The sequence below is a fragment of the Hyphomicrobium sp. B1 genome (assembly GCF_049532635.1).
Taxonomy (GTDB): domain Bacteria; phylum Pseudomonadota; class Alphaproteobacteria; order Rhizobiales; family Hyphomicrobiaceae; genus Hyphomicrobium_B.
Genome location: NZ_CP134871.1, coordinates 1464070 through 1487024, shown reverse-complemented (window position 1 = coordinate 1487024; position 22955 = coordinate 1464070). Strand labels below are relative to the sequence as shown.

General features: G+C 59.0%; 22 protein-coding genes. 10 read left to right on the top strand and 12 right to left on the bottom strand.

Features of this window, described 5'->3' with window-relative positions; translation table 11 throughout:
• Positions 1 to 12: 12 nt before the first annotated feature.
• On the bottom strand, positions 13 to 945 hold the full coding sequence (locus RLW55_RS07250) for a LysR substrate-binding domain-containing protein (RefSeq protein WP_423416001.1): 933 nt from the start codon (positions 943 to 945) through the stop codon (positions 13 to 15).
• 145 nt (positions 946 to 1090) lie between these two features.
• Between RLW55_RS07250 and RLW55_RS07245 the strand changes: the two genes are divergently transcribed.
• Positions 1091 to 2080 carry an aldo/keto reductase gene (locus RLW55_RS07245; protein WP_423416000.1) on the top strand — a complete coding sequence of 330 codons (990 nt, stop codon included), beginning with the start codon at positions 1091 to 1093 and terminating at the stop codon, positions 2078 to 2080.
• Between the two features lie 12 nt (positions 2081 to 2092).
• On the opposite strand, the gene RLW55_RS07240 is transcribed toward RLW55_RS07245, so the two are convergent.
• On the bottom strand, positions 2093 to 3502 hold the full coding sequence (locus RLW55_RS07240) for a DUF6513 domain-containing protein (RefSeq protein WP_423415999.1): 1410 nt from the start codon (positions 3500 to 3502) through the stop codon (positions 2093 to 2095).
• Positions 3503 to 3641: 139 nt separating this feature from the next.
• Here RLW55_RS07240 and cobF point away from each other — a divergent pair, with 139 nt between their 5' ends.
• The gene (gene cobF, locus RLW55_RS07235; protein WP_423415998.1) at positions 3642 to 4406 is read left to right on the top strand and encodes a precorrin-6A synthase (deacetylating); all 765 of its coding nucleotides are present in this window, start codon (positions 3642 to 3644) and stop codon (positions 4404 to 4406) included.
• A 16-nt stretch (positions 4407 to 4422) separates the two neighbouring features.
• Here cobF and RLW55_RS07230 read toward each other — a convergent pair whose 3' ends face one another.
• Positions 4423 to 5340 carry a LysR family transcriptional regulator gene (locus RLW55_RS07230; protein WP_409561279.1) on the bottom strand — a complete coding sequence of 306 codons (918 nt, stop codon included), beginning with the start codon at positions 5338 to 5340 and terminating at the stop codon, positions 4423 to 4425.
• A gap of 133 nt (positions 5341 to 5473) precedes the next feature.
• On the opposite strand from RLW55_RS07230, the gene wrbA reads away from it, so the two are divergent.
• The 4 genes from wrbA (at position 5474) to RLW55_RS07210 (ending at position 8431) form a co-directional block, all read left to right on the top strand.
• Positions 5474 to 6073, top strand: coding sequence for an NAD(P)H:quinone oxidoreductase (wrbA, locus tag RLW55_RS07225; RefSeq protein ID WP_409561280.1), 600 nt, complete (start codon positions 5474 to 5476; stop codon positions 6071 to 6073).
• 133 nt (positions 6074 to 6206) lie between these two features.
• Complete coding sequence (locus RLW55_RS07220; RefSeq protein ID WP_423415997.1) at positions 6207 to 7142, top strand: ring-cleaving dioxygenase; 936 nt, start codon at positions 6207 to 6209, stop codon at positions 7140 to 7142.
• Entirely contained in the window at positions 7139 to 7765 is a 627-nt protein-coding gene (locus tag RLW55_RS07215) for an alpha/beta hydrolase (RefSeq protein WP_423415996.1), read from the top strand. The genes RLW55_RS07220 and RLW55_RS07215 overlap by 4 nt, the downstream gene beginning before the upstream one ends.
• A 24-nt stretch (positions 7766 to 7789) precedes the next feature.
• A complete protein-coding gene (locus RLW55_RS07210) occupies positions 7790 to 8431 on the top strand; it encodes a flavin reductase family protein (RefSeq protein WP_423415995.1) in 642 nt (213 codons plus the stop codon).
• A 42-nt stretch (positions 8432 to 8473) separates the two neighbouring features.
• Here RLW55_RS07210 and RLW55_RS07205 read toward each other — a convergent pair whose 3' ends face one another.
• Positions 8474 to 9001, bottom strand: coding sequence for a Dps family protein (locus RLW55_RS07205; protein WP_013949876.1), 528 nt, complete (start codon positions 8999 to 9001; stop codon positions 8474 to 8476).
• Between the two features lie 89 nt (positions 9002 to 9090).
• Positions 9091 to 9486 (bottom strand): DUF302 domain-containing protein, encoded by a 396-nt coding sequence (locus tag RLW55_RS07200; protein ID WP_423415994.1) that lies wholly within the window; start codon positions 9484 to 9486, stop codon positions 9091 to 9093.
• Between the two features lie 208 nt (positions 9487 to 9694).
• Between RLW55_RS07200 and RLW55_RS07195 the strand changes: the two genes are divergently transcribed.
• Positions 9695 to 10408, top strand: coding sequence for a YoaK family protein (locus RLW55_RS07195; protein ID WP_423415993.1), 714 nt, complete (start codon positions 9695 to 9697; stop codon positions 10406 to 10408).
• Between the two features lie 49 nt (positions 10409 to 10457).
• Here the strand turns inward: RLW55_RS07195 and RLW55_RS07190 are convergent, their stop codons facing one another.
• The 3 genes from RLW55_RS07190 to RLW55_RS07180 form a co-directional block, all read right to left on the bottom strand.
• A complete protein-coding gene (locus RLW55_RS07190; protein ID WP_423415992.1) occupies positions 10458 to 11264 on the bottom strand; it encodes an SDR family NAD(P)-dependent oxidoreductase in 807 nt (268 codons plus the stop codon).
• 137 nt (positions 11265 to 11401) lie between these two features.
• The gene (locus RLW55_RS07185; RefSeq protein WP_409561287.1) at positions 11402 to 11995 is read right to left on the bottom strand and encodes a TetR/AcrR family transcriptional regulator; all 594 of its coding nucleotides are present in this window, start codon (positions 11993 to 11995) and stop codon (positions 11402 to 11404) included.
• A gap of 18 nt (positions 11996 to 12013) precedes the next feature.
• Positions 12014 to 12499 (bottom strand): PaaI family thioesterase, encoded by a 486-nt coding sequence (locus RLW55_RS07180; protein ID WP_423415991.1) that lies wholly within the window; start codon positions 12497 to 12499, stop codon positions 12014 to 12016.
• 145 nt (positions 12500 to 12644) lie between these two features.
• On the opposite strand from RLW55_RS07180, the gene RLW55_RS07175 reads away from it, so the two are divergent.
• Positions 12645 to 13835, top strand: a complete 1191-nt coding sequence (locus RLW55_RS07175; protein ID WP_409561289.1) for an acetyl-CoA C-acyltransferase — start codon at positions 12645 to 12647, stop codon at positions 13833 to 13835.
• A gap of 17 nt (positions 13836 to 13852) precedes the next feature.
• Here the strand turns inward: RLW55_RS07175 and RLW55_RS07170 are convergent, their stop codons facing one another.
• From RLW55_RS07170 to RLW55_RS07155, 4 genes are all read right to left on the bottom strand, one after another.
• Complete coding sequence (locus RLW55_RS07170) at positions 13853 to 15832, bottom strand: ABC transporter permease (protein ID WP_423415990.1); 1980 nt, start codon at positions 15830 to 15832, stop codon at positions 13853 to 13855.
• On the bottom strand, positions 15829 to 16917 hold the full coding sequence (locus tag RLW55_RS07165) for a quaternary amine ABC transporter ATP-binding protein (RefSeq protein ID WP_409561291.1): 1089 nt from the start codon (positions 16915 to 16917) through the stop codon (positions 15829 to 15831). Before RLW55_RS07165 ends, RLW55_RS07170 begins: the two co-directional genes overlap by 4 nt.
• A gap of 130 nt (positions 16918 to 17047) precedes the next feature.
• Complete coding sequence (locus RLW55_RS07160; RefSeq protein ID WP_423416389.1) at positions 17048 to 17941, bottom strand: ABC transporter substrate-binding protein; 894 nt, start codon at positions 17939 to 17941, stop codon at positions 17048 to 17050.
• Between the two features lie 397 nt (positions 17942 to 18338).
• Entirely contained in the window at positions 18339 to 19055 is a 717-nt protein-coding gene (locus tag RLW55_RS07155) for a type 1 glutamine amidotransferase (RefSeq protein ID WP_409561292.1), read from the bottom strand.
• Between the two features lie 276 nt (positions 19056 to 19331).
• Here RLW55_RS07155 and RLW55_RS07150 point away from each other — a divergent pair, with 276 nt between their 5' ends.
• Both RLW55_RS07150 and RLW55_RS07145 read left to right on the top strand, forming a co-directional pair.
• Positions 19332 to 21011 carry a CorA family divalent cation transporter gene (locus RLW55_RS07150; protein ID WP_423415989.1) on the top strand — a complete coding sequence of 560 codons (1680 nt, stop codon included), beginning with the start codon at positions 19332 to 19334 and terminating at the stop codon, positions 21009 to 21011.
• An 82-nt stretch (positions 21012 to 21093) separates the two neighbouring features.
• Positions 21094 to 22938: an alkaline phosphatase family protein gene (locus tag RLW55_RS07145; RefSeq protein ID WP_423416388.1), complete on the top strand. Its 1845-nt coding sequence runs from the start codon at positions 21094 to 21096 to the stop codon at positions 22936 to 22938.
• Positions 22939 to 22955 lie beyond the last annotated feature (17 nt).

Here is a 22955-nt window from a genome sequence, read left to right as displayed (position 1 = left end):
GGCGCCGGCCGGTCAAGCCGGCGCCAATGCCTTGCTTGCCGCAAGTGTCGGCATGTTGCGAGCCCTGAAGAAATCAATCACGGCGCGCACAGCAGCCGACATGTCCCTTTGGCGCGGATAGGTCAGATACCATCCAGGAAAGTGCGGCGAGAACTCTTCCAGCATCGGCACCAGCTTTCCCGTTGCGATCAGAGGTCGGACGTCCGACTCCGTCCAGAATGCAATGCCGACACCTTGCGTTGCGGCGTGGATCGCCATTTCGGCGCATGAGACCGTCAGCGGACCGTTGACGACCACTGACATCCAGTGACCGTCCTTGAAGAATTCCCAGTTGTAGATTCCGCGCCGGCCCGACCACCGCCAATTGATGCAGCGGTGCTTATTGAGTTCGCTCGGATCTCTCGGAATGCCGTGCTTCGAGATGTATTCGGGCGATGCGACAGCGCACATGCGGAGATCGTCACCCAGCTTAATCGCGACCATATCGTCTTCGAGAAGTTCACCCAGTCGAAGTCCGATATCGAAACCTTCGTCGACGATATCGATGACGGCGTCGTCGACGGTGATATCGAGCACGATATCGGGATGCTCGGTCGCAAACCGGCCCAGATGCGGGGCGATCAGCGTGGCGGCCGCTTTGCGCGGTGCGAGAAGCCGCACCGTACCGGCGGGAACGACGCGCAAATTCTGCACGTCGCGCACGGCCTCTTCCATTTCCTCAAGTGCCGGCTTGAAGCGCGCCAGCAGGCGCTGCCCCGCCTCTGTTAGAGAGACGCTGCGAGTCGTGCGATTGAGCAAACGGACGCCAAGCCGCTTTTCCAGCTCGCGGATCGTCTGGCTCAATGTCGATGGTGAAATTCTGAGATGAGCGGCCGCCCGCGCAAAATTGCCTTGTTCGGCAATGGTCACGAAGGCGCGTAGCTCAGCGAATTCGCTTCCGCGCATTATATACTCAAAGCCAAAGGAGGTATTCGGATTGCCTCATATTATATCGGCACATGCCAGCTATTAAATGTGGCCGATGTTCGCGGAAGCCGGATTTTTGTGCTTTCGACGCGAATTCCCCCGAACATGGTTGAGAGGTGGCGCTGTGCTGGAGAAACGCAAGCTAGGCACGCAAGGACTCGAGGTTTCGGCGATCGGCCTCGGGTGCATGGGCATGAGCCGCTCGTACGGCGTCCCGGACGACGCTGAATCGACGGCGACGATCGCACGTGCGATCGAGTTGGGCTGCACATTCCTCGATACGGCGGAGGCGTATGGGCCATTTGCCAATGAAATTCTGCTGGGACAGGCCTTAAAGGGCAAGCGGGATCAAGTCGTGATCGCGACGAAGTTCGGTTTCACATTCAGCAGCAACGGCATTTCAGGAACCGACAGCCGCCCAGCGCATATTCGCGATGTCGTCGAAGCCTCACTGAAGCGATTGCAGACGGACCGCATCGACCTTCTTTACCAGCACAGGGTCGATCCGAAGGTCCCGATCGAGGATGTCGCCGGGGCCGTCAAAGAGCTGATCGCGGAAGGCAAGGTCCTTTATTTCGGCCTCTCGGAGGCGAGCGAGGAAACGATCCGCCGGGCACACGCGGTGCAGCCGGTCTCGGCGCTACAGAGCGAGTACTCGTTGTGGGAACGCGGCATCGAAGAGCACATTCGCCCAGCATTGTTCGAACTCGGCATCGGCCTCGTGCCGTTCAGTCCCCTCGGGCGCGGATTTCTGACAGGCAACGCGAAGCGTGCTGAAGACTATCCGGCCAACGATTATCGCTCGCGCAACGATCCGCGCATCCAGGGCGCGAATTTCGACGCGAACATGAAAATCGCCGATATTGCACGCGAGATTGCGGTCGCCCATCATGCAACGCCGGGACAGGTTGCCCTGGCGTGGCTGCTCGGCTGCAGTCCACATATCGTGCCGATTCCGGGGACGAAGCGGCGCGTCTATCTCGAAGAGAACCTCGGTGCGGCGAAACTTGAATTGTCCACCGAGGAGACCGATCGTCTCGACGCTGCAGCAAAGTTGCTCGGTGTTGCGGGTGCGAGATACACGGAACGGATGATGTCGTTCGTCGATATTTAATGAGGAAACGGACTACTCGGGTTTCGGCTCTTTCTTCAGGGTGGAGCCCGCGTCCTTGAACTTCATCAAGTGAGCGTCGTCGGCGGAACCTTTGGTTTCGGCAACGACGCCAAATTCCAGCGGCTCATCCTGCGCGTAGCGTTTGCCCAGGCGGTAGGCGATTTCGGCGCGCGCCGTCTCGACGCCGAGATAAAACGCGTGGCCGGGATCGGCGCGGGTATCGAGATGCGGATAAAGCTGGAACGGATCGTCTGAGACGTGATGGCCGTCGCGATTGTAGATATGGACGCCATCTTCCGCGACCTCGATGCGATAATTTTGGTCGCGAATTTCCGACGCGAGCGATCTGATCTCTTCCGGTGTCGAAGCAAAGCCTTTGCGATCGCGCAAGGCCATGAGGCCCGAGCCAAAACCTTGCGGCAGTGCATTGGCCTTGCGAGCGGCGAAGTACTCGCGGCGGGCGCGGTCGAATTCCTTAATCGCGGTCCGGCAATGTGGACTCACCTGCACAGCAAGCACTGCCGTGATGTGAAGCTCGGAGCACATGCCCATCAGGATGGCGTTGATGCCCGTGGTGTCAGCGTCGGTCAATTCCGTTACGTTACCAATGCCCATCAGGATCGGAATGTCTGGGCGGCGCTTGCGCAGGTCGTAATAACGCGCGACGGATGCGGTGAAGCCATAGTGGATCGGATCGAGGATCGGGTCGGCGTAGAAGGGGCGGCCTTTCGCGATCATGATATCGATGACGCGATCGAGCGAATCCATGTCGGCGGCACCAGCCGAAATGAGGATCGGCGCAGCAGGACCTTCGTGGACAATCGAGATCGTCTTTTCGGATAGCGAGAAAAGATAGTCGGCGCCTGCGCGCGTGGCGCGCGACAACTCTTCCGGATTAAAGGAATCGACGCTGACCTTCGCACCATCGGCATGCAACGCCGCGATGGACGCTTCCAGATGTGGAAACGGACTGTCCGGCAAGCAGCCGAGATCGATGACGTCGGCCCCGTCGGCGCGATACTTGCGCGAGCGTTCGACAATCTGCTCCGGCGTCATCAGAGTTGCATCGACGATTTCGCCAAAGATTTTGACGTCGTGCTCGGACAGGTCGATCTTGCGTGCGGCGTGGCCGAGATATTCAGGCAGATCGGCGATCTCTTCCGGGCCACGCTCAAAGCGTGTGCCGAAATGGTCCGATAGGCGTTCGAGATCGCCGCGAAAACGGCCGGGCATGATGACCCGGTCGGCGTGCTCGGGCAGCTTCAGGCGGCGCTCGACGATTTCCGTCGTCATGAGGGCCGCGACCTTGACGCCGATATTGGTGACGACCGGCTCCAGGTCGGGATCATTCAGCTCTTCCGCCACACGCTTGACGCGCGGCTCGGCCAGCGATCCGGTTACCAACACAATGCGCTTGGCCATCGACGGGCATTTCCCTTTACGAATTCAACCCCCGTGAATTGGCACCGAATGCGGCCTCGTGCAATGTCCCGCACGTGCCCCATCGACAAATCGGCAGATTTACGGTTTCCGTCGCCCGTCACCTTGGAGAAGCCTTGGCATGAAGAAAGTTCTGCTCATCGGGATCGGCGCGGGAAACCCCGACTACATCACCATGCAGGCGGTGAAGGCGCTAAACGCGGTCGATGTGTTCTTCTTTCTCGACAAAGGAGAAGTTAAGGCTGATCTCGCCAATCTTCGGCGGGAAATCTGCGAGCGCTTCATCGAGGACAAGTCCTATCGGATCGTGGAGATTCCAGGGCCGGTGCGGGACCAGGGCGGCGATTATAAATCCGGTGTCCATGCATGGCATCGCGAGAAGGCGCAGATCTTCAGCTCGCTTATTGCGGATGAACTGAAAGACGGCGAGGTCGGCGGGTTTCTCGTTTGGGGCGATCCCTCCCTTTACGACAGCACGATACGCGTCATCGACCAGATCGTAGCGCAAGGAACGCTCGCATTCGAATATGAGATCATTCCTGGAATCACGGCTGTCCAGGCGTTGGCCGCCGAGCATAAAATCGCGCTCAATCCGATCGGCGAGCCGGTGCACATCACTACGGGCCGCAAACTGCTCGAAGGATTGCCGCAAAAGGTCGATACGGCCGTCGTGATGCTCGATAACGGTTCAGGGCTTCGTGCGCTGATCGACGAGGACGTCGAGATTTTCTGGGGCGCCTATCTCGGCACGCCAGATCAGGTCTTGATCTCCGGCAAGCTGAAGGAATGCGTTGACGCAATCGAAGAAGCCCGCGCGGAAGAGCGGACGCGGAAGGGCTGGATCATGGACACCTACCTGCTTCGGCGCGCGCCTCCCCGGCCGTGACGAGGCGGAATTTTTGTCAGTGCTGACCTTCGAAGTCGTCCCAGGGTGGCGATTTGCCGAAGCGATCGACGAGAAAATCAATGAAGACGCGGGTTTTCGCGGCCAGATAGCGGTTCGGCGCATAGAGCGCGTGAATGGTGAGGTCTGACGGCCGATTGTCGGGAAGGACAAGCTTCAGCCGTCCGTCGGCAATATCCTGGCCCACGATAAACGTCGGCAAGTTTGCGATACCTATGCCTTGCACGGCTGCGTCGCGCAGCACATCGCCATTGTTCGATGCCAGGCACGCGCCGATGGCGACCGAGACGGGCTGGCCCTTCTCGGTCAGGTGCCAGCGCTGCATCGATGTGGTGTGGCCGTAGCTCAGACATTTGTGATCGACCAGTTCGGCGGGCGTCTGCGGCATTCCATGTTTTTCGAGGTATCCGGGCGACGCGACGATCACGATCCGGGCCGGTGCGATCCGGCGGGCGATGAGGCTCGAGTCCGTCGGCGTCCCGATCCGCAGGGTGACGTCCGCGCCTTCTTCCAGCGGGTCGATAAAGCGGTCGGTCAGCAGGAGTTCGACCTTGAGGTCATAATAGAGGGTCATGAAGTCGGAGATGGCCTTGCCGAGGTAGAGCATGCCGAACGACATCGGTGCGTTGACCTTCAGGATGCCCTTTGGCTCGTCATGGAGGCGGGAGACCTGGGCCTCGGTTTCCTCGATCTGGGAGAGGATGGAAACGCAGCGCTCATAGTACGCAAGGCCGGCTTCGGTCGGGGTCACGCGCCTCGTGGTGCGGTCCAGGAGACGGGCGCCCAGCGCCTGCTCGAGCTCCATGACGCCCTTGCTGACGGCCGAGCGGGTCAACCCCAGGCGACGCGCCGCCTCGGCGTAGCTGCCGCTGGAGACGACTTTCACCAGCGCTCTCATGGCGTCGAGCTTGTCCATTTGTATCCAAATTGGAAACAGTTTGCTCGTATATTGATATATTGAGCGATTTTCGTCAACGAGCCATATTCAGGACGTCGGACGGCTGATGCCTCCGCACAAAGCGAATTTCAAGGTGTCTGGAGGCACGCATATGACGAAGGTTCTGGTCCTCTATTATTCCAGCTACGGCCACATCGAGAAGATGGCGGAGGCCGTGGCGGCAGGGGCGCGCGAAGGCGGCGCCGAGGTGACGATCAAGCGGGTGCCCGAACTGGTACCGGAAGAGGTTGCGCGGCAGTCGCATTTCAAGCTCGATCAGGCGGCGCCGATTGCAACGGTCGATGAGCTTCCGAACTACGACGCGATCATCATCGGCGTGCCGACCCGTTTCGGCAACATGCCGGCCCAGATGAAAAACTTTCTCGATCAGACGGGTGGCCTCTGGTTCGGCGGCAAGCTGATCGGCAAAGTCGGCAGCGTCTTCTCATCGACGGCCACGCAGCACGGCGGTCAGGAGAGCACGATCCTGTCGACGCATACGGTTCTGCTTCACCACGGCATGGTGATCGTCGGACTGCCGTACTCGTTCCAGGGGCAGATGGGCGTCAGCGAAGTGACCGGCGGCTCGCCTTACGGCGCGACGACGATCGCGAACGGTGACGGCTCGCGTCAGCCCTCCGCCAACGAACTTGCAGGCGCGCAGTTCCAGGGCCGGCACGTCGCGCAGGTCGCGGCCAAGCTGAAGGCGTAAGCCTCACTAATTCGGACCGTTGCCGAATTGGCGACGGTCCGCTTCCACCGGCTCCGATTGAAGCGCCGGATCGACCCTCCACATAGCAGATCAACCTAGTGACATCTCGTGCGAACGAGAGAAAGGACAAGCCATGTCTGGTATTCACCACATCACTGCGATCGCTGGCGATGCGTCCCGCAATCTCGACTTCTACACGCGCGTTCTCGGCCTTCGCTTGGTCAAGAAGACCGTCAACTTCGACGATCCCGGCACCTATCACCTCTACTTCGGTGACGAGACCGGCACGCCCGGCACGATCCTGACGTTCTTCCCGTGGGCACATGCGTCCAAGGGCCGGAATGGAGTCGGGATGGCGCAGCAGACGATGTTTCGCGTTCCCGAGACCGCGATTGGCTATTGGACACACCGCTTCGTCGAGAAGGGCGTGCCGCACGAGGCGATCGAGAAGCGCTTCGGACAGTCGGTCCTGCAGTTCACGGATCCGGACGGCATGAGCCTCGCACTCGTTGGCGTGGCTGGTGCCGAAGCCGAGGCCGCTTGGACCGGCAGTGACGTTGCAGCGGAAAACGCCATTCGCGGGTTCCACGGCATCCGACTGCTGCTTGAAGACGTGAAGAGCACCGGCGCCATCCTGACGGATGTGTTGGGCTTCACGGAAGCGGGCAGCGAGGGCAACGTCACGCGGTTCGTGGCGAAAGGCACGAAAACCGGAAGCGTCGTCGAAATCCACGAGGCGAAGGGCTTTCTTGCGGCTCGCATGGGCCGGGGCTCGGTCCATCACGTCGCGTTCCGCGCGGCGTCGGATGAAGAGCAGGCCGAGATGCGCAAGAAGCTCGTCGAGAACCATCGCATCCAGGCGACGGAACAGATGGACCGCAACTACTTCCGGTCGATCTACTTCCGCGAGCCGGGCGGCGTGATTTTCGAGATCGCAACCGACCAACCAGGCTTTGCCGTCGATGAGCCGGTGGCCACCTTGGGACAGGCATTGAAACTGCCGGCGTTCCTTGAAGGGCAGCGGAAGGAAATCGAGGCAGTGCTGCAACCGTTGGAGAAGGCAGCATGACGACAATGACGACAAACGTCATTCGTGCGGGCGCACCTTTGGGTGCCGCCCGTGCGGCGATGATCATGGTTCACGGACGTGGAGCAAGTGCCGAGGGTATGCTCGGCCTTGCGGACGCATTCGAAGCCGGCGACATCGCCTATGTCGCTCCGCAGGCGCGTTCGGGCAGTTGGTATCCGCAGTCTTTCATGGCACCGATTGCCCAGAACGAGCCGCATCTCAGCAACGCTCTGGAAACGCTTTCGGACGTTGTCGCGGATGTCGAGCGGCAGGGCGTGCCGTCCGAGAAGATCGTGCTTTTGGGATTTTCCCAGGGCGCATGCCTCGCGCTCGAGTTCGCAGCCCGGAACGCTCGCCGTTTCGGCGGCGTCGCAGGCTTGAGCGGCGGCTTGATCGGACCAGAAGGGACGCCGCGGACTTATGCAGGCTCTCTCGCGGGCACGCCGGTATTTCTCGGTTGCAGCGATATCGACTTTCACATTCCGCTCAAGCGGGTGAAGGAGTCGGCGGAGGTTCTTAAGGCGCTCGGCGGCAACGTGACGGAGATCATCTACCCCGGTATGGGCCACACGATCGTGCAGGACGAGGTCGAGCACGTTAAGAAGATCCTCAAGGATCTCTAACGGCCGCACAGGACAGGTGTTGGAATGGACTTCGACTTCGAAACACTTGCAGCAGACGATCGCTACAAGCTTCTCACCAGTACGATCGTTCCGCGGCCTATCGCCTGGATAACGACACGAGCAAAGAACGGCGCCCGCAATGCGGCGCCGTTCAGCTTTTTCAACGCCATGGGCAAAGACCCGGCACTGCTTGCCGTCGGCATCATGACCGACGGCGACGGCAGCATGAAGGACACCGCCCGCAATATCCTCGACACGGAAGAGTTCGTGGTCAATCTCGTGCCGCGCGTGGCGGCGGAGGCGATGAATTTAACGTCGGTTGATGCGCCTCCGAATGTTGGCGAGCTTGCATTGGCCGAGCTTGAGACGGTCCCGTCGCTCAAGGTCAATCCGGAGCGGGTTGCGATCAGTCCGGTTTCGTTCGAATGCCGGCTGCATACGCCGCTCATCTTTTCCAACCAGCTGCTCGCGATTGGCGAAGTCGTTCAGGCGCATATTGCCGACGAGGCCATGCTCGACCCGGCGAAGTTCTACGTCGACACGGCGAAACTCAATCTGATCTCGAGGCTCCACGGACGCGGCCTCTATGGAACGGCGGAGACGGCGTTTCAGATGCAGCGGCCCCGGGCGTATGACGCGCTGGAAAAGGAAAAGGCGCGAGATTGATCTCGCGCCTTTGTCCGAATTGTCCTTAATCGTAAGCGATGCTCAGGCTTCGTGCGGAATATTCCGGGTCGATTCGAAGAGGAACCACACGCGGCGTTCAGCTTCGTCGATCCAGTTTTCGAGAAGGCTCGCTGTAGCGACATCACCATGCTCGTCGCAGAGATCGTGGAGCTGGCGCATTTCGTCCGCCAACTGCAGATTGTCGTCGCGAAGCTCTGCCAGCATATCGTTCGGCGAAACGAAATCGGCGTCGTTGTCGAGAATGCGCTTTTGGCTGTTGATCTGGCCGATGGAACGGATCGTCGTGCCACCGAGCTTGCGGGCACGTTCGGCGATATCATCCGTCGCCGCAAAAATCTGCTCGCTCTGATCGTCGAGAAGCAAATGGTAGCTCCGGAAATTCGGACCGGACATATGCCAGTGGAAGTTCTTCGTCTTGATGTAGAGCGCGAAGAAATCGGCAAGCAGCGCCGAGAGCGACGCGGAGATGTCCTTGATGGCGTTGTCGGAGAAGTGCGACGGCGTATCGAGTGGAGCCTTACGCCGGGATTTGGTCGTATCCGCTTTCATGTTTATCTCTTCCTTGGCTATGCGTTGAGGGGGGTGTGAAAAGGGGTTTGCAATTGATCAGACGGTAGATACCGCCACATTGATCGAGGTCATCCGGCAGCCTCCTCTACGACGACTTTAATCAATGAGCACATTTTTTCTACGGTTGGCTGAATGGCAGGCGGAAGCTCATATCTTTTCGCGAGCCAGACTAAATCCTGATACGAAATCCATGTCGCGGAGCGCTCATCCTGCCAGACCAAGGCCTTCAGAGGCAGGTCCAAGCCGGTGGTCTGCTCACTTTGCATAAGCACAGTGCCCGCCTTCGGGTTTCCGAAGAATAGCACTTCTGTCGGCCGGAGATCGAGGCCGGCTGCCGTTGCGCCCGCCGCATGGTCTATGCGCGCAAAAACCGTCATGCCATGGCTGGACGCGGTCGCCGCGAGCCGGTCGGCCGTCTCCTTCGGACCATGGGAGCTTTGGAGAGTGATCAATCCTTCGACCATTTTGCCGACGCTTCTTCCGGTTCCGGCGCGAGATTTTTGGGCCGCCACTGTTAGCTCCGACCACCGGTCATTGTCCACCGGGGCCGACGCAAAATAGTGCATTCAGAAAAATTGCGACAAATGCCACCGCTTGGCGGCTCTCGCGGGTGACGACATTCGGGCGGTCGTCTAATCGTGTCTGGGCTAATCCGACTCAACGAGGGGAAGAATGATGCCGCGCCTTATGACGCTGCCAGCCGTGCCGGCCGTATTGAGTATTACGGCTGGCTACGTCGATACGTCGAGCTTTCTCGCTTTGAGCGGGCTCTTCACTTCACATGTAACGGGAAACTTCGTGACGCTCGGGGCATCGCTTGCCCAGGGTTCATCCGATACAATTGCCAAGATACTAGCACTGCCGCTTTTCTGCGCGGTGGTGTTTGCGACGCGACTACTGCGTTTCCAGCTTGAGAAAAGCGGCCTGCCGATTCTCGGCATCTGGCTTACGCTTCAATTCATTTTGATGACGATTGCGGGCGTGCTTGCCGTTCACTACGGCCCCTTCCCCGATGCGGATACAGTTCCCGCCGTCGCTGTCGGTCTTATTCTGGTCGTTGCGATGGCCATTCAAAATGCGTTTCATCGCATTCACCTTGCGAACTATCCGCCGACGACCATCATGACCGGGACGACAACGCAGGCGATGCTCGATCTTGCCGATCTCTTTCATGGCGTGCCCGTCGATAAGAAGCCAGCCGTGACGGCACGGGTCACCAACCTGCTCAACGGCATCGTGGCCTTCGCGCTCGGCTGCGCAGCCGCCGCCGTGACCTATGCTCACGTCAAGGAGTGGGTTTTCATCGGCGCTCCGATTTTTGCAGCGATGACGATCGGCTTCTATATTCGGGAAAAGTCGATCGGCGCGCGATCTGGCTCAACATGAAAAACGCCGCCATTCGTCTGGCGGCGTTTCCGTATTGCATGTGCCGGGATCAAGCGTGGGCGTGGGTTTTCGTATAGCGCGGCGCCGGTTTGCTAAGGGAGAGATTGGGACGAAGCGCGAGGCGCGCCGCATTAAGATCATCCCAATCCTTGCCGTTCGGCAGTGCCGGGATCGTGACGAGTTCGCCGAGGTCCAAGCCTGCGAGCGCCGCATCGACCATCGGCTCGACATCCATGATCATTTCCGGCGGATATTTGTTGACGTCGATGCCCGCACGTTCCCAGATTTCCGTTCGCGTCGCGCCGGGAAGGACCGCTTGAACGCGTACGCCGGCATCCGATAGCTCAGTATTGAGTGTGAGGGACAGGTTCAGAACGTAGGCTTTCGAAGCGCAGTAGACGGCGCTGGCGATTTCAGGCGCGAGCGCCAGGACCGATGATACGTTGATGAGGGTGCCCGACTTCTTCGCAGAGAAGTTGGCAGCGGCAGCCGACGCCAAATGCGTCACCGCAGTGATGTTCAGATCAATCAGCCGGTCGGTGAAGGCGAGGTCGGCGCTAGCCATGGCGCCGTTGTAGCCCATGCCCGCATTGTTCAGAAGAAGCGTTATCGCTTTGTCTTCCCGCAACCGCTTGGTGATAGCGGCGAGATCGGTCTTCGAAGTCAGGTCGGCCGCGGCGACCTCGACCGACCTGCCGGTTTCGGCTTTGATGCGCCCGGCGAGCGCGTTTAGCCGCTGTGCATCTCGTGCCACGAGCAATAGATCATACCCACGCTTGGCAAGCCGATCGGCATACACAGCGCCGATGCCCGATGAGGCGCCTGTGACAAGTGCCGTTCCCTTAGAATTCGACATTTGATGTTCCTTTCTTGTCCTCGTTTGGATTTCGAAATGGCGAGGCCTCGCCGCTATATATTTTTTCCATCATATAAAATGGCGAACGTAATTATCATCTTGGCCAACCGGCCTAGCAGCGGCCATTCAAAACTTCGTCAAGCGTCCAACAGAGCGTCCCGCACCGCCTGCATAATCTCGTCGGAGACGGGCGATCCCTTCGTCGATCGCGATAGAACCACTGCCCCGACGAGCATTGCGATCTGCGCTAAAGCATCTTCGCGCGCGGCAGCTTTGTCCTTCCTTTTGCGTGACAGAAGCGGTGTCAACCGCTCGACCATCACGTTAAAACCGGCGGCAAATGCGGTTCTGATCTGGCCTTTGGGGTTTTCGCGTGCCATGTCTCCGCACATGGCGGCGGCCGGACAACCGAGGCCGATTGCGTCGCGGTGTGCTTTCGTCGTGTAGCGTTTGATAAATTCCACTCGCGCGGATTTTTTATCGGCGCCATTGCGTTGCTCGATCCCGTCGTAAATGCTGCGGCGCTCTTTAAACGCGCGTTCACAGGCCTCGGCGACGAGCGCCTCTTTCGAATCGAAATGACCGTAAAATCCGCCGTGTGTCAGACCGGCTTCGGCCATGACGGCGGGAACGCTCACGCCGTCGATGCCGTACTCAAGAAAGAGCTTCGATGCTGCATTGAGCACGTCTTCGCGGTGTTGATCTGCTTCCTTGCGCGATACTCGCGGCATTCTTTTTTCTCCTTGGGCCTAAGCGTGGGTCGACGCGCCGTTGCGTTGGCCCATGACCATGCATGTCTCTGTCCCGTGAGCGACAAGGTTCCCTTCCTTGTCGAAAACCTTCCCTTCCGAACTCGCGATGCGACCGCCGAGCGAAAGCACGACGCCTTCACACCGCAGGACACCCGTCGAGGCAAAGACCGGACGCACGAAATTGGTCTTGAGTTCCAGCGTCGTATACGATTGTCCGGCGGGCAACATGGATTGAATAGCACACGCCATTGCGGTGTCGAGAAGGGTTGCAATCCAGCCACCGTGAACAGTCCCCATCGGGTTATAAAATTGCTCAGTTGGCGTCCCTTCGAAAACGATGCGGCCGATCTCAATCTCTTTCGGCAAAATTCCGGTCGCGCGGCTGAATGGTGGCGCCATAAGCGCGCCATCCCGCAGCGCAACAAGAAAATCCAATCCTGACATCGCTGCCGCACCATGGGGCGACACAATCCCGCTCTTCATTGGCTCATCCAATTTCGTTTTCTCGCGGCGCGCGTTGAGGTGCGTCAACATTCGGCGTTGCGGAGCGATGCACTCACTTGCATTACGTCTATCATATATTATGTCGGCCGTCATGAATAGCCAAGAAGGCGGAGGAGCCCCACCAGTGCGTCAGGACCCGATTGTCATCGTATCTGCGGTTAGGACACCTCTCGGGCGGTTTCTGGGCGATCTTGCCCCGCTCCAGGCTTCGGAACTCGGTGCGCACGCCATCCGAGCCGCACTGGTACGGGCTAAGCTGGCGCCAGAGAAAGTGGACGAAGTTCTTTTCGGTAACGTGCTGACGGCGGGACAAGGGCAGGCGCCGGCACGGCAGGCGGCGCGGGCAGCCGGGCTCCCCGATGCAACCGGTGCGACGACCGTAAACAAGGTTTGCGGGTCGGGCATGAAAGCCACGTTTCTCGCCCACGATCTGCTCGCCGCGGGCTCGGCCGATATCGTCGTCTCGGGCGGCATGGAATCGATGTCGAACGCGCCCTATCTGCTGCAGAAGGCCCGTGCCGGATTTCGCGTCGGGCACGGACAGGTGCTCGATCACATGCTGCTCGACGGCCTCGAAGATGCTTACGAAAAAGGCCGCAGCATGGGCGATTTTGGCGAGGCAACGGCTGAGGCCTATCAGTTCACGCGGGCGGATCAGGATGCGTTCGCAGTCGAGACACTGACGCGTGCGCGCTCCGCTATTCAGTCCGGGGCATTCAAAGCCGAGATTGCTCCGATCAGCATCGCGACCAAAGAGGGCGAGAAGGTCGTGGTCGATGACGAGAATCCGCTCAAGGTCTCACCGGAGAAAGTGCCGAAGCTGAAACCGGCGTTCCGGCCGAACGGCACGATAACCGCGGCCAGCTCGTCGGCAAACGCCGATGGGGCGGCAGCTCTGGTTCTAACGCGTCGCTCGCTTGCAGAGCGCGAAGGACTACCGATCCTTGCTGAGATCCGCGCGCACGCGACGCACAGTCAGGAGCCGGCCTGGTTCACGACCGCGCCAATTCCCGCCATTCGCAAAGCCTTGGCAAAGGCCGGGTGGGAGGCTGGTGACGTCGATCTTTACGAGATCAATGAAGCGTTCGCGGCGGTCGCGATGGCCGCGCAGAAGGATCTTTCGATCGCGCGCGATAAGCTCAACGTCAACGGCGGCGCGTGTGCACTCGGACACCCGATCGGTGCAACGGGCGCGCGGTTGATCGTGACTCTGCTGCACGCGCTTGAGCGGCAGGGAGCGACGAAAGGGATCGCGTCGGCTTGTATCGGCGGTGGCGAAGCGACCGCAATCGCTATCGAGCGCGTTCAGCATTGAACTCTGCGTGATGGACCTCAGGAGAGGCCCATCCGTGACTGGAGCCGATCGGTCGAAGCTCTGATCAGGCGATCTGAGACGATGCCGATGAAGGCGATGGCAAAACCGGCGGTCAAACCGCGGCCGGCATCGGCCTTGGCAAGCGCGATGAAGACCTCCTGGCCGAGATCGCGCGTTCCAATCATGGCGCAGATAATGATCATGCTCAGCGCCAGCAGCACGGTCTGATTGATACCGAGCATGATCTCGGGGAGCGCTAGGGGAAGCTGCACGCGCCAGAACATCTGGCGTGGCGTGCATCCAGATACGGTCGCAGCCTCAATCAGGCTTTCGGGAATCTGGCGAATGCCGTGGTTGGTGTAGCGAATTGCCGGAACGATCGCGAACAGGACGGTTGCGATCATGGCAGTCACGTCGCCTACACGGAACAGCATGACCACCGGAATGATGAAGCAGAACGACGGCAGCGTCTGCAAGGTGTCGAGGACCGGCGTCAAGAACGCCGCAAAACGATCGCTGCGCGACGCAAGGATGCCAATCGCAATTCCGAACACGGCACAAATGATCGCCGACACGCCGCAGAGATAGAGCGTCGCCATCGACTTTTCCCAAAGTCCTGTGACGGCGCAGAATGACGTCATCAGAACGACGAGCACGGCAAGGCGCACACCGGACAGACGATACCCTGCCAGTCCGACGAGCAGAACCATTCCGAGCCAAGGAAAATCGACGAGAAAATCTCGGATCGGGTTCAGGATATAGAGCAGCAGGAAGGTGCGGAAAGCTTCGATGGCATCGAAGAAATGGATGTTGATCCAATCGACGGCCGCCTTCCAGTAGGGAGCAGTCGAAACCTTTATTGCGGCCGGGACGGCTGCGAATGCCGGCACATAGACACTCAAGATCGTGGTGACAGCGAGAATGGCGACGGCCAGCGTCAGCATCGGGTTTCGCTGTATGAAGTTCTGGTCCTGCACGTGCATAGCGGGACGCTGACGGGCCGCCGCCTGACTCAACCGATCGAGAACGATCGCAAGCGCGACAATCGCAAGACCGGCTTCCATGCCCTGGCCGATCTTCAGCGCTCGAAGAGCGAGAAGCACATCATAGCCGAGACCACCGGCGCCGATCATCGAGGAGATGATGACCATATTCAGGGCGAGCATGATCACCTGATTGACGCCGACCATCAGTGTCGCGCGTCCTGAGGGAACCAGCACCCACCACAATTTCTGGCGTTGCGTGCAACCGACCATTTCGCCGAAATCATCGATCTCGTGAGGCACGCGCTTCAGCGCAAGCACGGTGGCGCGCACCATCGGTGGCATTGCGAATATGGCTGTTGCGAGCATGCCCGACACCGGACTGTTTCCAAACAGGAGCAGCATCGGAATGAGATAGGCGAACGTCGGCATCGTCTGCATCAGATCGAGCATCGGCTGGATGATCGTACGATCGATCCAGGGCTTCCGAAAGGCGACGACGCCAAGCATCAACCCAACGATAACGCACAACGGCACGCTGATAACGATGAGTGCCAATGTCAGCATGGCGCTCGTCCACTGGCCGAAGAGGGCGATGTATAGCATGCAGGCTGCGGCCAATGCCGAGAGACGCCAACCACCGAATTTGTAGCCCGCGATCGCAAAAGCTGCGCACACGCCGATCCACGATAGACGCGGCAGAACGACCGCGTTGGGGCCGTAACCGGACTTCCAGCCCTTGGCCAGCAGGTCAATCGCCCATTGCAGCGGCACGTTGAACACGTTGGTGATGCCGCGCGTCAACCACATGAAATTCGACTTTAGCCACGCCATGATTATCGAGATCCACTTGGAAATCGGGATAATGGCGGCGTCGGGGTACTTAACAGCCCAAGGGGCGATGCTCGGAACGAGATAGAGGATCGCGACAACGGCGATGGCCACAGTCCAGATCAACGTCGGGGTGGAGATGGCGGACGGCCGGATGGGCGCCGTCGTGTCTGCGACGGTCATACACGTGCCTCTTTAGCCAAGTCGCGATCGGCAAGGATATCGATAACGTCATCGGGCGTCACTTCACCGAGTGGCCTACCATCAGCGGCGGTGACAAGAAAGTTCTTGCGGACACCGACGATGCGAGCCGAAAACGATGAGATCTTATCTCTTGCACCGACTGTTCCGCCGTAGTCGGCAGATGGCGAAACCGGGCGCATCAGACTTGCTGCCGACATCACCTTCGAGCGCTGGACGTCGCGCGTGAATTCGGCGACGTAGTCTGTTGCGGGATGGAGCACCAGTTCTTCCGGCGTGCCGATCTGTATGATTTCCCCATCCTTCATAATGGCGACGCGGTCGGCCAAGCGGATCGCTTCATCGAAATCGTGAGTGATGAAGACAATGGTTTTCTTCAGCACGCTTTGAAGGCGCAGCAGTTCGGCCTGCATCTCGCGCCGGATCAAGGGATCGAGCGCGGAAAACGGCTCGTCGAGGAACCAGATTTCTGGTTCGACCGCGAGGCTCCGCGCAATACCGACGCGCTGCTGCTGGCCGCCTGAAAGCTCACGCGGATAAAACTGCTCGCGCCCGCTGAGGCCGACAAGCTCAATAACTTTGCGCGCGCGTGCCTCGCGCGTCTTGCGTTCGACGCCTTGAACGGAAAGCGGAAAAGCGATGTTTTCGAGCACCGTCAGATGCGGCAGCAGGGCGAAGTGCTGAAATACCATTCCCATGCGGTGACGACGGATCTCAATCAATTCATCAGGGGATGCTTTCAGCAGGTCGATGCCGTCGAGTTCGATCTTTCCCCACGTGGGCTCAACCAATCGAGAGAGACAGCGAACGAGCGTCGACTTGCCCGAGCCGGACAAGCCCATGACGATGAAATTTTCGCCGCGACGAACTTCGAGCGACGCATGCCGGACGGCGCCGACGAGCTGGGCTTTGCTCAGGTCTTCGGATGTCGGTGCGCCGTTGTGTTTCGCCAGAAAATTCTTCGCGCCTTCGCCGAAGACTTTCCACACATCCTGGCACAACAGTTTAACCGGACGATCGTCAGTCGCCGACGTCGTATCATCGCGCAGGGGCGCTTGGGTGTTCATTTTAGGATCGCTCCATCGCGCCAAGCGCGCCGTGTGGCCTCAAAAACAGACGGGAACCGACAGCCTGCGATGGCACACCGGTTCCCGTCGCGTCTTCACTCAATGCTGCAAAGGAAGCTCAGCCGAACTCTTATTTCGCCCATTCCTTCCACTTGGCCTCGTTGGCATCGACCCAAGCCGCAGCGACCTCGTCCATCGACTTGCCGTCGAGATCGATCTCACCTGACATCTTGTTCAGTTCGTCAGTGTCGATTGTATAGTTTTTGGCGACTTTGTAAGCGACGGGCCATTTATCTTTCAGGCCTTTCCAGGAGTACTTCCAGATTTCGCCGTGCGGCTTGCCGCAATCGTACTTCTTATCCGGGTTCACGCCCCACTTCGGGTCAGTGTAGCAGGCCGGTTCATATTCCGGGAACTGAACCCACTCGCCTTTGTATTTCGCTGGCGCCCAATGCGGTGAATAAATCCAGAGCATGATCGGCGCTTTGCGCTGATAGGCGGAATCGAGTTCGGCGAACATCGCGCCGTCGGTGCCGGCGTGGACAACAACGAACGGCAGGCCGAGAGCTTCGACGCGCTCGTCGTCAAAACCTTCCCAGGTCACGGGGCCGCCGAGATAACGGCCCTTTGGCGCTGTATCGGGCGTCGAGAAGGCTTCGGCGCACTTGGGATCCTTCAGAGCTTTCCAATCAGGAAGGCCGGGGCACTTTTCTTTCATGTACTCCGGGAACCACCACTCTTCCTTGGCTTTGGGACCAAGCTTGCCGAGCCGCTCGGTCTGGCCGGTGGCGTCGGATGCCTTCATCGCTTCGCGCGCGGTCGTATCCCAGTATTCGACGCCGATATCGATATCGCCGTTCGTCAGGCCGGTGGTGAGGCTCGAGAGATAATCGGCCGTCGGGTATTCAACGTTGTAGCCGAGTTTGGTCAGAATGCCGCCAAGGATCTTGGCGTTGAGATTGACGCTCGTCCAATCGAACAATGCAATCTTGATTGGATCTTGCGATTCAGGAGCGCCCGCCATGGCTTGGCTAAAACTCGCCAGCGATACGATCGCTGCGCAGGCCCCCCCGGCCAAAACGCGTTTGACGGCAGTGTACATAGATCAGCCTCCAAGCCAAATCAGTTGAGGTCGAATTGCAGAAATCGCGTGCAGTGACTTTCCTGAGAGTGATGATTTTTGAATTATGATACCTATTTCATAGTGTGTTCAAGGCCAAATTCAGGGCAGTTGGTGCAAATATAAGCAGCACGGGCGCGAATAAATGTTTCATAGAAAGTCGTCGTCTTGCGCCGATTGCGCTACCGCCAAACGCGATCTTTGACGAATAGAATAACCCAAAAAAGAAAGCGAACGCAGATGGTTTGCTCTGCGTTCGCTCCGATGAAATGCGTTGGCCGGTTATCGATCCTGAAGCGGACTATTGCCGAATGGTCCGCATGAAATTGCGATAAAGCGTTTCGGCATCCGCAGCGAAATTCGCGGTGTGGGGTTTAGCAGCTTCCGCCATGCGCGGCAGTGCGCCAGGTCCATGCGTGCGTTCCAGCGCTTGCGCGTAAGCCGGGATATTTCCCCAGTCGTCGATCGTGTTGTCTTCGATTTCGACGTGATACTGCATGCTCCACGCCGTCTTGCCGACACGCATCGCCTGGCAGGGACAAATGTCCGATTTGGCGAGCACAACAGCGCCTTCAGGCGGCTGCGCAACGCGCACGGAGTGCCACTGAACAGCTTTGAATTCCTTGGGCAGATTGCCGAACACCGGATCGCTTTCGGCTTCCGTCGTCAGGGCGACATCGAGAATGCCGATTTCAGGCGGACGTTGTGGTCCGCATGTGCCACCCAAGGCATCGGCCAGAAGCTGATGACCGAGGCAAAGCCCCATGAAGGGTTTTTCCAATTCGCGAACCCAGCGGCGGATCGCGCGCTTTTCATCGACAAGCCACGGGCATTCATCGACATCCCAGACGTCCATTGGTCCGCCCATCACCCAAAGCGCATCGTAGTTTTCAAGCGCGGGAATCGCGGCTCCTTCATCGAGTTCGACGGCATCCCAAGCGATGCCGTCGGCGGCGAAGAATTTGCGAAAGATGCCTGGATGCTCACAAGCGATGTGCTGAAAAACAAGAAAGCGCACGTTTCCCCCTATTCCCTGTTCACGTATGTCATGATCGACCGGCCGACGACACCAGGGCGCAGATATACGATGTAAACTCATCCGTCATCAGCGCTTCGATGCCCCTGGTCATTGGATGCCAGAGCTTTACAGGTCCGAACAAACGCGAAATTCCCCATATATTTCATACATGTCGCATAACCGTCATGGATATGGGGCAATGGTGAGAGGCGCGTTGAAGGGAACTCGATTTCGAAGCTGCTCTGCGGCGCAATTCGATAGCAAGCCGAGGCTCTCATGCTTGATGAAGTCCGTTCCGAAACTGCGGCCGGGTCGGGGATTGCACCACACGCTTCAGCCGACACCCGCATCGGACACTTCCGGCAGATCCTGATATGGCCGGTCGAGTTGATGCCGCCCAATCCTGAGCCGTCTCATCACGACTTCGCGGCGATCCTTTCGAATCTCGGCCCGGACAATCCGTGGAAAGAGGTCGATGACGAGTTCACGTGCGATCCGAAAGATTTTCAGGAGCGTCACTACAATGAGTTCGTGACCTTCCTGCCGCCGGTCCAGCGCTTCCTTTACGGCGGACGAATTGGCAGATCACCGGGATCGGTGTCATCGGAAAGTCCGGTCAAAACCTTCCGGCGTACCGATGTAGCGGCCGTGCGCGTACAGCTAACGCCCGGCGCGGTCCCGATCGAACTCAGGGTGGCTCACGTCGACTTGTATTTCTTCTTCGAAATCGATGTGGCGATCCTAGCGTTGGAGCTTTATTCCGAAGACATCGGACTCGCCGACGTTCAGGACGTGATGTTCCGACTGGGACGAACGCATCCGGCCTATTGGGAGAAGGACACCGGCGTTGCCGGACATTGCCCAGTGAAAGTCGAATTTCTTTCAAGCCACGGTGACGTTCTGGCCGCCTCCGATTACGAGGATCGCGACAAGTTTCTGGCGCAGGTTTGCGCAAAGCGCGCCGCCCGCGTTGCTGCGCATTGGCAATATCTGCTGCATCCGCTGGTGCCGCATCACTCCGATCACCCGGGTGCGTTGCGCTACAAGCAGCTCGAATATTATCGCATGCCGCAAATGGCGCTTATTGCCGTGAAAGCCGGCAGCGAGCTGACGCGCGCCGATTACGTCCGCCTCGCTTTTGCATCCGGTCCAGGCGACTGCTCGGAGTTGCCATTCTCCCAGCGCCACCTTGAAGACTTCGAGGAGCGGTATTGCTACGATCGATACTTCGGACAGCACAACGAGATCGAGTGGCCGCAGAGCCGCTATATGTCGTGCGGTCATGCCCTTGTCGTGACGGGCAGCGCCGACAACCCGTTCTTCGTCGACCCCAACCATGGCTGCCTCAACAGCTTCCGGCATGAGCACTTCCTTGTCTTTCTGATCGCGCACTTCCACAAGGCTTCGCTGCTGATGTTCTCCGATCATCTGACCGGCGCGATGAGCCGTCTCGATGCCAATAACAAGAGCGCGATTCTGGCGTTCAGAGCGGCATCGCGACGGGCGCTGCAAACCTTCCTCCGGTTCACGCATCGCTACTGGTTTCACTCGGTCAGCAATCAGACGCAGGCACACGATATTTTTGCGCTGTGTCGCCGCCATCTCGATATTGACCGCCTCTACGACGACATTCGACAGGAAATTCAGGAGATGAGCGAGTTCCTTGAAAACGAGGCTATGCGCCGTCAGAGCGATACCGTTACACGACTGACCGTCGTGACCACGCTCGGACTTGTCGGCACCACCGTCACCGGCTTTCTCGGTATGAACCTGCTCGATTGGGCCAATCAATCGACGCCATGGCGATTGGTGGCATTTTCTGCAGTGCTTGTGCCGACCATCCTGCTGACGCTGATTACAATCGCTAAATCGCGCGCCTTGTCGGACATGATGGAATCCCTGTCCGACGGCTCGGCGAACTGGTTTCCCAGGCTTCGCCGTAAGATGCGCATTTGAACGGGGAATGTCAGAGGAACGTCGCTTCCATCATCTAGGCGATGGACAAGCGCATCTTTCGCTTAGAGGGGACGACTTCAATATGGTGCCGAAGCAGATTCTTTCGCGCGCATGCTTGTGCCTTGCGGTGCTTCTCAGCATTGCGCCGGCCCACGCCGATGCATCAAAGCACAACGTCATTCTTTTCGTTCCCGACGGCTTGCGGCGGAAGATCGTCACGCCTGAAACGGCGCCGACGTTTGCCGATGTACGCGACAAGGGCGTAAACTTCGTCAACAGCCACTCGTTGTTTCCGACGTTCACGATGCCAAATTCCAGCGGCATGGCGACAGGACATTACCTCGGCGACACCGGCGTGTTCGGCAACGTCATGTATGCCGGTTTTATCATTCGCTCGGCAAAGTCGGCTCGGTTATCGTTCATCGAAAGCGATGGCGTTATCGGTGACATCGACGACCACTTCGGCGGCAATTTCATAGACGAAGAGACGATCTTGCATGTTGCCCATCGCTCCGGCTTCAACACGGCCGCGATCGGCAAGATCGGCCCGACGGCCGTATTCGATCACTCCTCGCGCGGTGGCGCCGAAAGCGTCATCATCGATGACGCGACGGGTAGATCGGTCGGAATTCCGCTCGCTCCTTGGGTCAGCGAAGGCCTAAAGGCGTACGGACTGCCAAGCGAAGCTCCAAGCCGTCTGACCAACAAAGATCATGGCGATTTCAAAACGCCGGGGACGAAAGACGCCAACATCGTCCAGCAAGGTTATTTCGTGCAGGCATTGACGAAAATTGTGCTACCGAAATTCAAGGAGGACGGCAAGCCGTTCGTCATCGTGTTCTGGTCGCGCGATCCCGACGGGACGCAGCACAACCAAGGTGACAGCTTCCTGCGGCTCGAACCGGGCATTAACGGTCCGACGTCGATGGCGGCCATCAGCAATGCCGATTCCAACCTGGCCGTGATACGGCGCACGCTCGATCAGCTCGGGCTCGCCGATACAACGAACATCATCATCTCGTCGGACCACGGCTTCTCGACGATCTCGAAGCAGAGCCAAACGAGCGAAGCTGCGAAGGCCACCTATCCGAATGTGCCGCCTTCGCTGTTGCCGCCTGGGTTCCTCGCAATCGACCTCGCGAAAACGCTCGATATGCCGCTTTATGATCCGGACGACGGCAATGCCAAGGTCTCGGAGGGAACGCATCCGTCCGACGGCAATGGCTATATCGGCAAAGATCCGAACGCTCCGAACGTGATCGTCGCCGCCAATGGCGGTTCGGATCTCATTTACATTCCGAGCGGCGACCGTGCTCTCGTTCAGAAGACGATCGACTCGCTGATGGCGCAAGACTACGTCAGCGGGATTTTCGTTGAGGATGACCTCGGCAGCTTTGCGGGGACACTGCCGCTCAGCGCCGTCAATCTCAAAGGCTCAGCGCTAATGCTCAGACCCTCAATCGTCGTCAACTTCAAGAGCTTCTCGACCGGCTGCTCGGAACCGACCACGTGCGCGGTGGTCGTCTCCGATACCGAATTGCAGCAGGGCCAGGGCATGCACGGCAGCTTCAACCGGGGCGATACCGAGAACTTCATGGCCGCGATCGGCCCTGATTTCAAAGAGGGCTTTGTCGACGAGGCGCCGGCCAGCAATGCCGACATCGGCAAGACGATCATCGCGATCCTTGGACTGCTGCCCACGAGCCATGGAAAATTGGTCGGCAGACCATTGATCGAAGCGTTTCCGAACGGTGCAACGCCGCAGTGGGAGCGCAAGACACTGGGGTCAGCGCCATCGGCTTCAGGCCTGCGTACGATCCTGAATTATCAGGTGGCGGGCGATACGAAATATTTCGACGCCGCCGGCTTTCCCGGACGAACGGTCGGCTTGCATCCGGAGGCGACCATCGCCGAGACCCATAAGTGAACGCATCTGAAGCGCCC

Coding starts and splice junctions, on each gene's coding strand:
- wrbA (WP_409561280.1), top strand. CDS start 5,474: ATGACGAAGGTTCTGGTCCTCTATTATTCCAGCTACGGCCACATCGAG.
- RLW55_RS07165 (WP_409561291.1), bottom strand. CDS start 16,917: ATGAACACCCAAGCGCCCCTGCGCGATGATACGACGTCGGCGACTGAC.
- RLW55_RS07185 (WP_409561287.1), bottom strand. CDS start 11,995: ATGCCGCGAGTATCGCGCAAGGAAGCAGATCAACACCGCGAAGACGTG.
- cobF (WP_423415998.1), top strand. CDS start 3,642: ATGAAGAAAGTTCTGCTCATCGGGATCGGCGCGGGAAACCCCGACTAC.
- RLW55_RS07215 (WP_423415996.1), top strand. CDS start 7,139: ATGACGACAATGACGACAAACGTCATTCGTGCGGGCGCACCTTTGGGT.
- RLW55_RS07195 (WP_423415993.1), top strand. CDS start 9,695: ATGATGCCGCGCCTTATGACGCTGCCAGCCGTGCCGGCCGTATTGAGT.
- RLW55_RS07180 (WP_423415991.1), bottom strand. CDS start 12,499: ATGAAGAGCGGGATTGTGTCGCCCCATGGTGCGGCAGCGATGTCAGGA.
- RLW55_RS07190 (WP_423415992.1), bottom strand. CDS start 11,264: ATGTCGAATTCTAAGGGAACGGCACTTGTCACAGGCGCCTCATCGGGC.
- RLW55_RS07200 (WP_423415994.1), bottom strand. CDS start 9,486: ATGGTCGAAGGATTGATCACTCTCCAAAGCTCCCATGGTCCGAAGGAG.
- RLW55_RS07150 (WP_423415989.1), top strand. CDS start 19,332: ATGCTTGATGAAGTCCGTTCCGAAACTGCGGCCGGGTCGGGGATTGCA.
- RLW55_RS07210 (WP_423415995.1), top strand. CDS start 7,790: ATGGACTTCGACTTCGAAACACTTGCAGCAGACGATCGCTACAAGCTT.
- RLW55_RS07240 (WP_423415999.1), bottom strand. CDS start 3,502: ATGGCCAAGCGCATTGTGTTGGTAACCGGATCGCTGGCCGAGCCGCGC.
- RLW55_RS07170 (WP_423415990.1), bottom strand. CDS start 15,832: ATGACCGTCGCAGACACGACGGCGCCCATCCGGCCGTCCGCCATCTCC.
- RLW55_RS07250 (WP_423416001.1), bottom strand. CDS start 945: ATGCGCGGAAGCGAATTCGCTGAGCTACGCGCCTTCGTGACCATTGCC.
- RLW55_RS07230 (WP_409561279.1), bottom strand. CDS start 5,340: ATGGACAAGCTCGACGCCATGAGAGCGCTGGTGAAAGTCGTCTCCAGC.
- RLW55_RS07205 (WP_013949876.1), bottom strand. CDS start 9,001: ATGAAAGCGGATACGACCAAATCCCGGCGTAAGGCTCCACTCGATACG.
- RLW55_RS07145 (WP_423416388.1), top strand. CDS start 21,094: ATGGTGCCGAAGCAGATTCTTTCGCGCGCATGCTTGTGCCTTGCGGTG.
- RLW55_RS07160 (WP_423416389.1), bottom strand. CDS start 17,941: ATGGCGGGCGCTCCTGAATCGCAAGATCCAATCAAGATTGCATTGTTC.
- RLW55_RS07220 (WP_423415997.1), top strand. CDS start 6,207: ATGTCTGGTATTCACCACATCACTGCGATCGCTGGCGATGCGTCCCGC.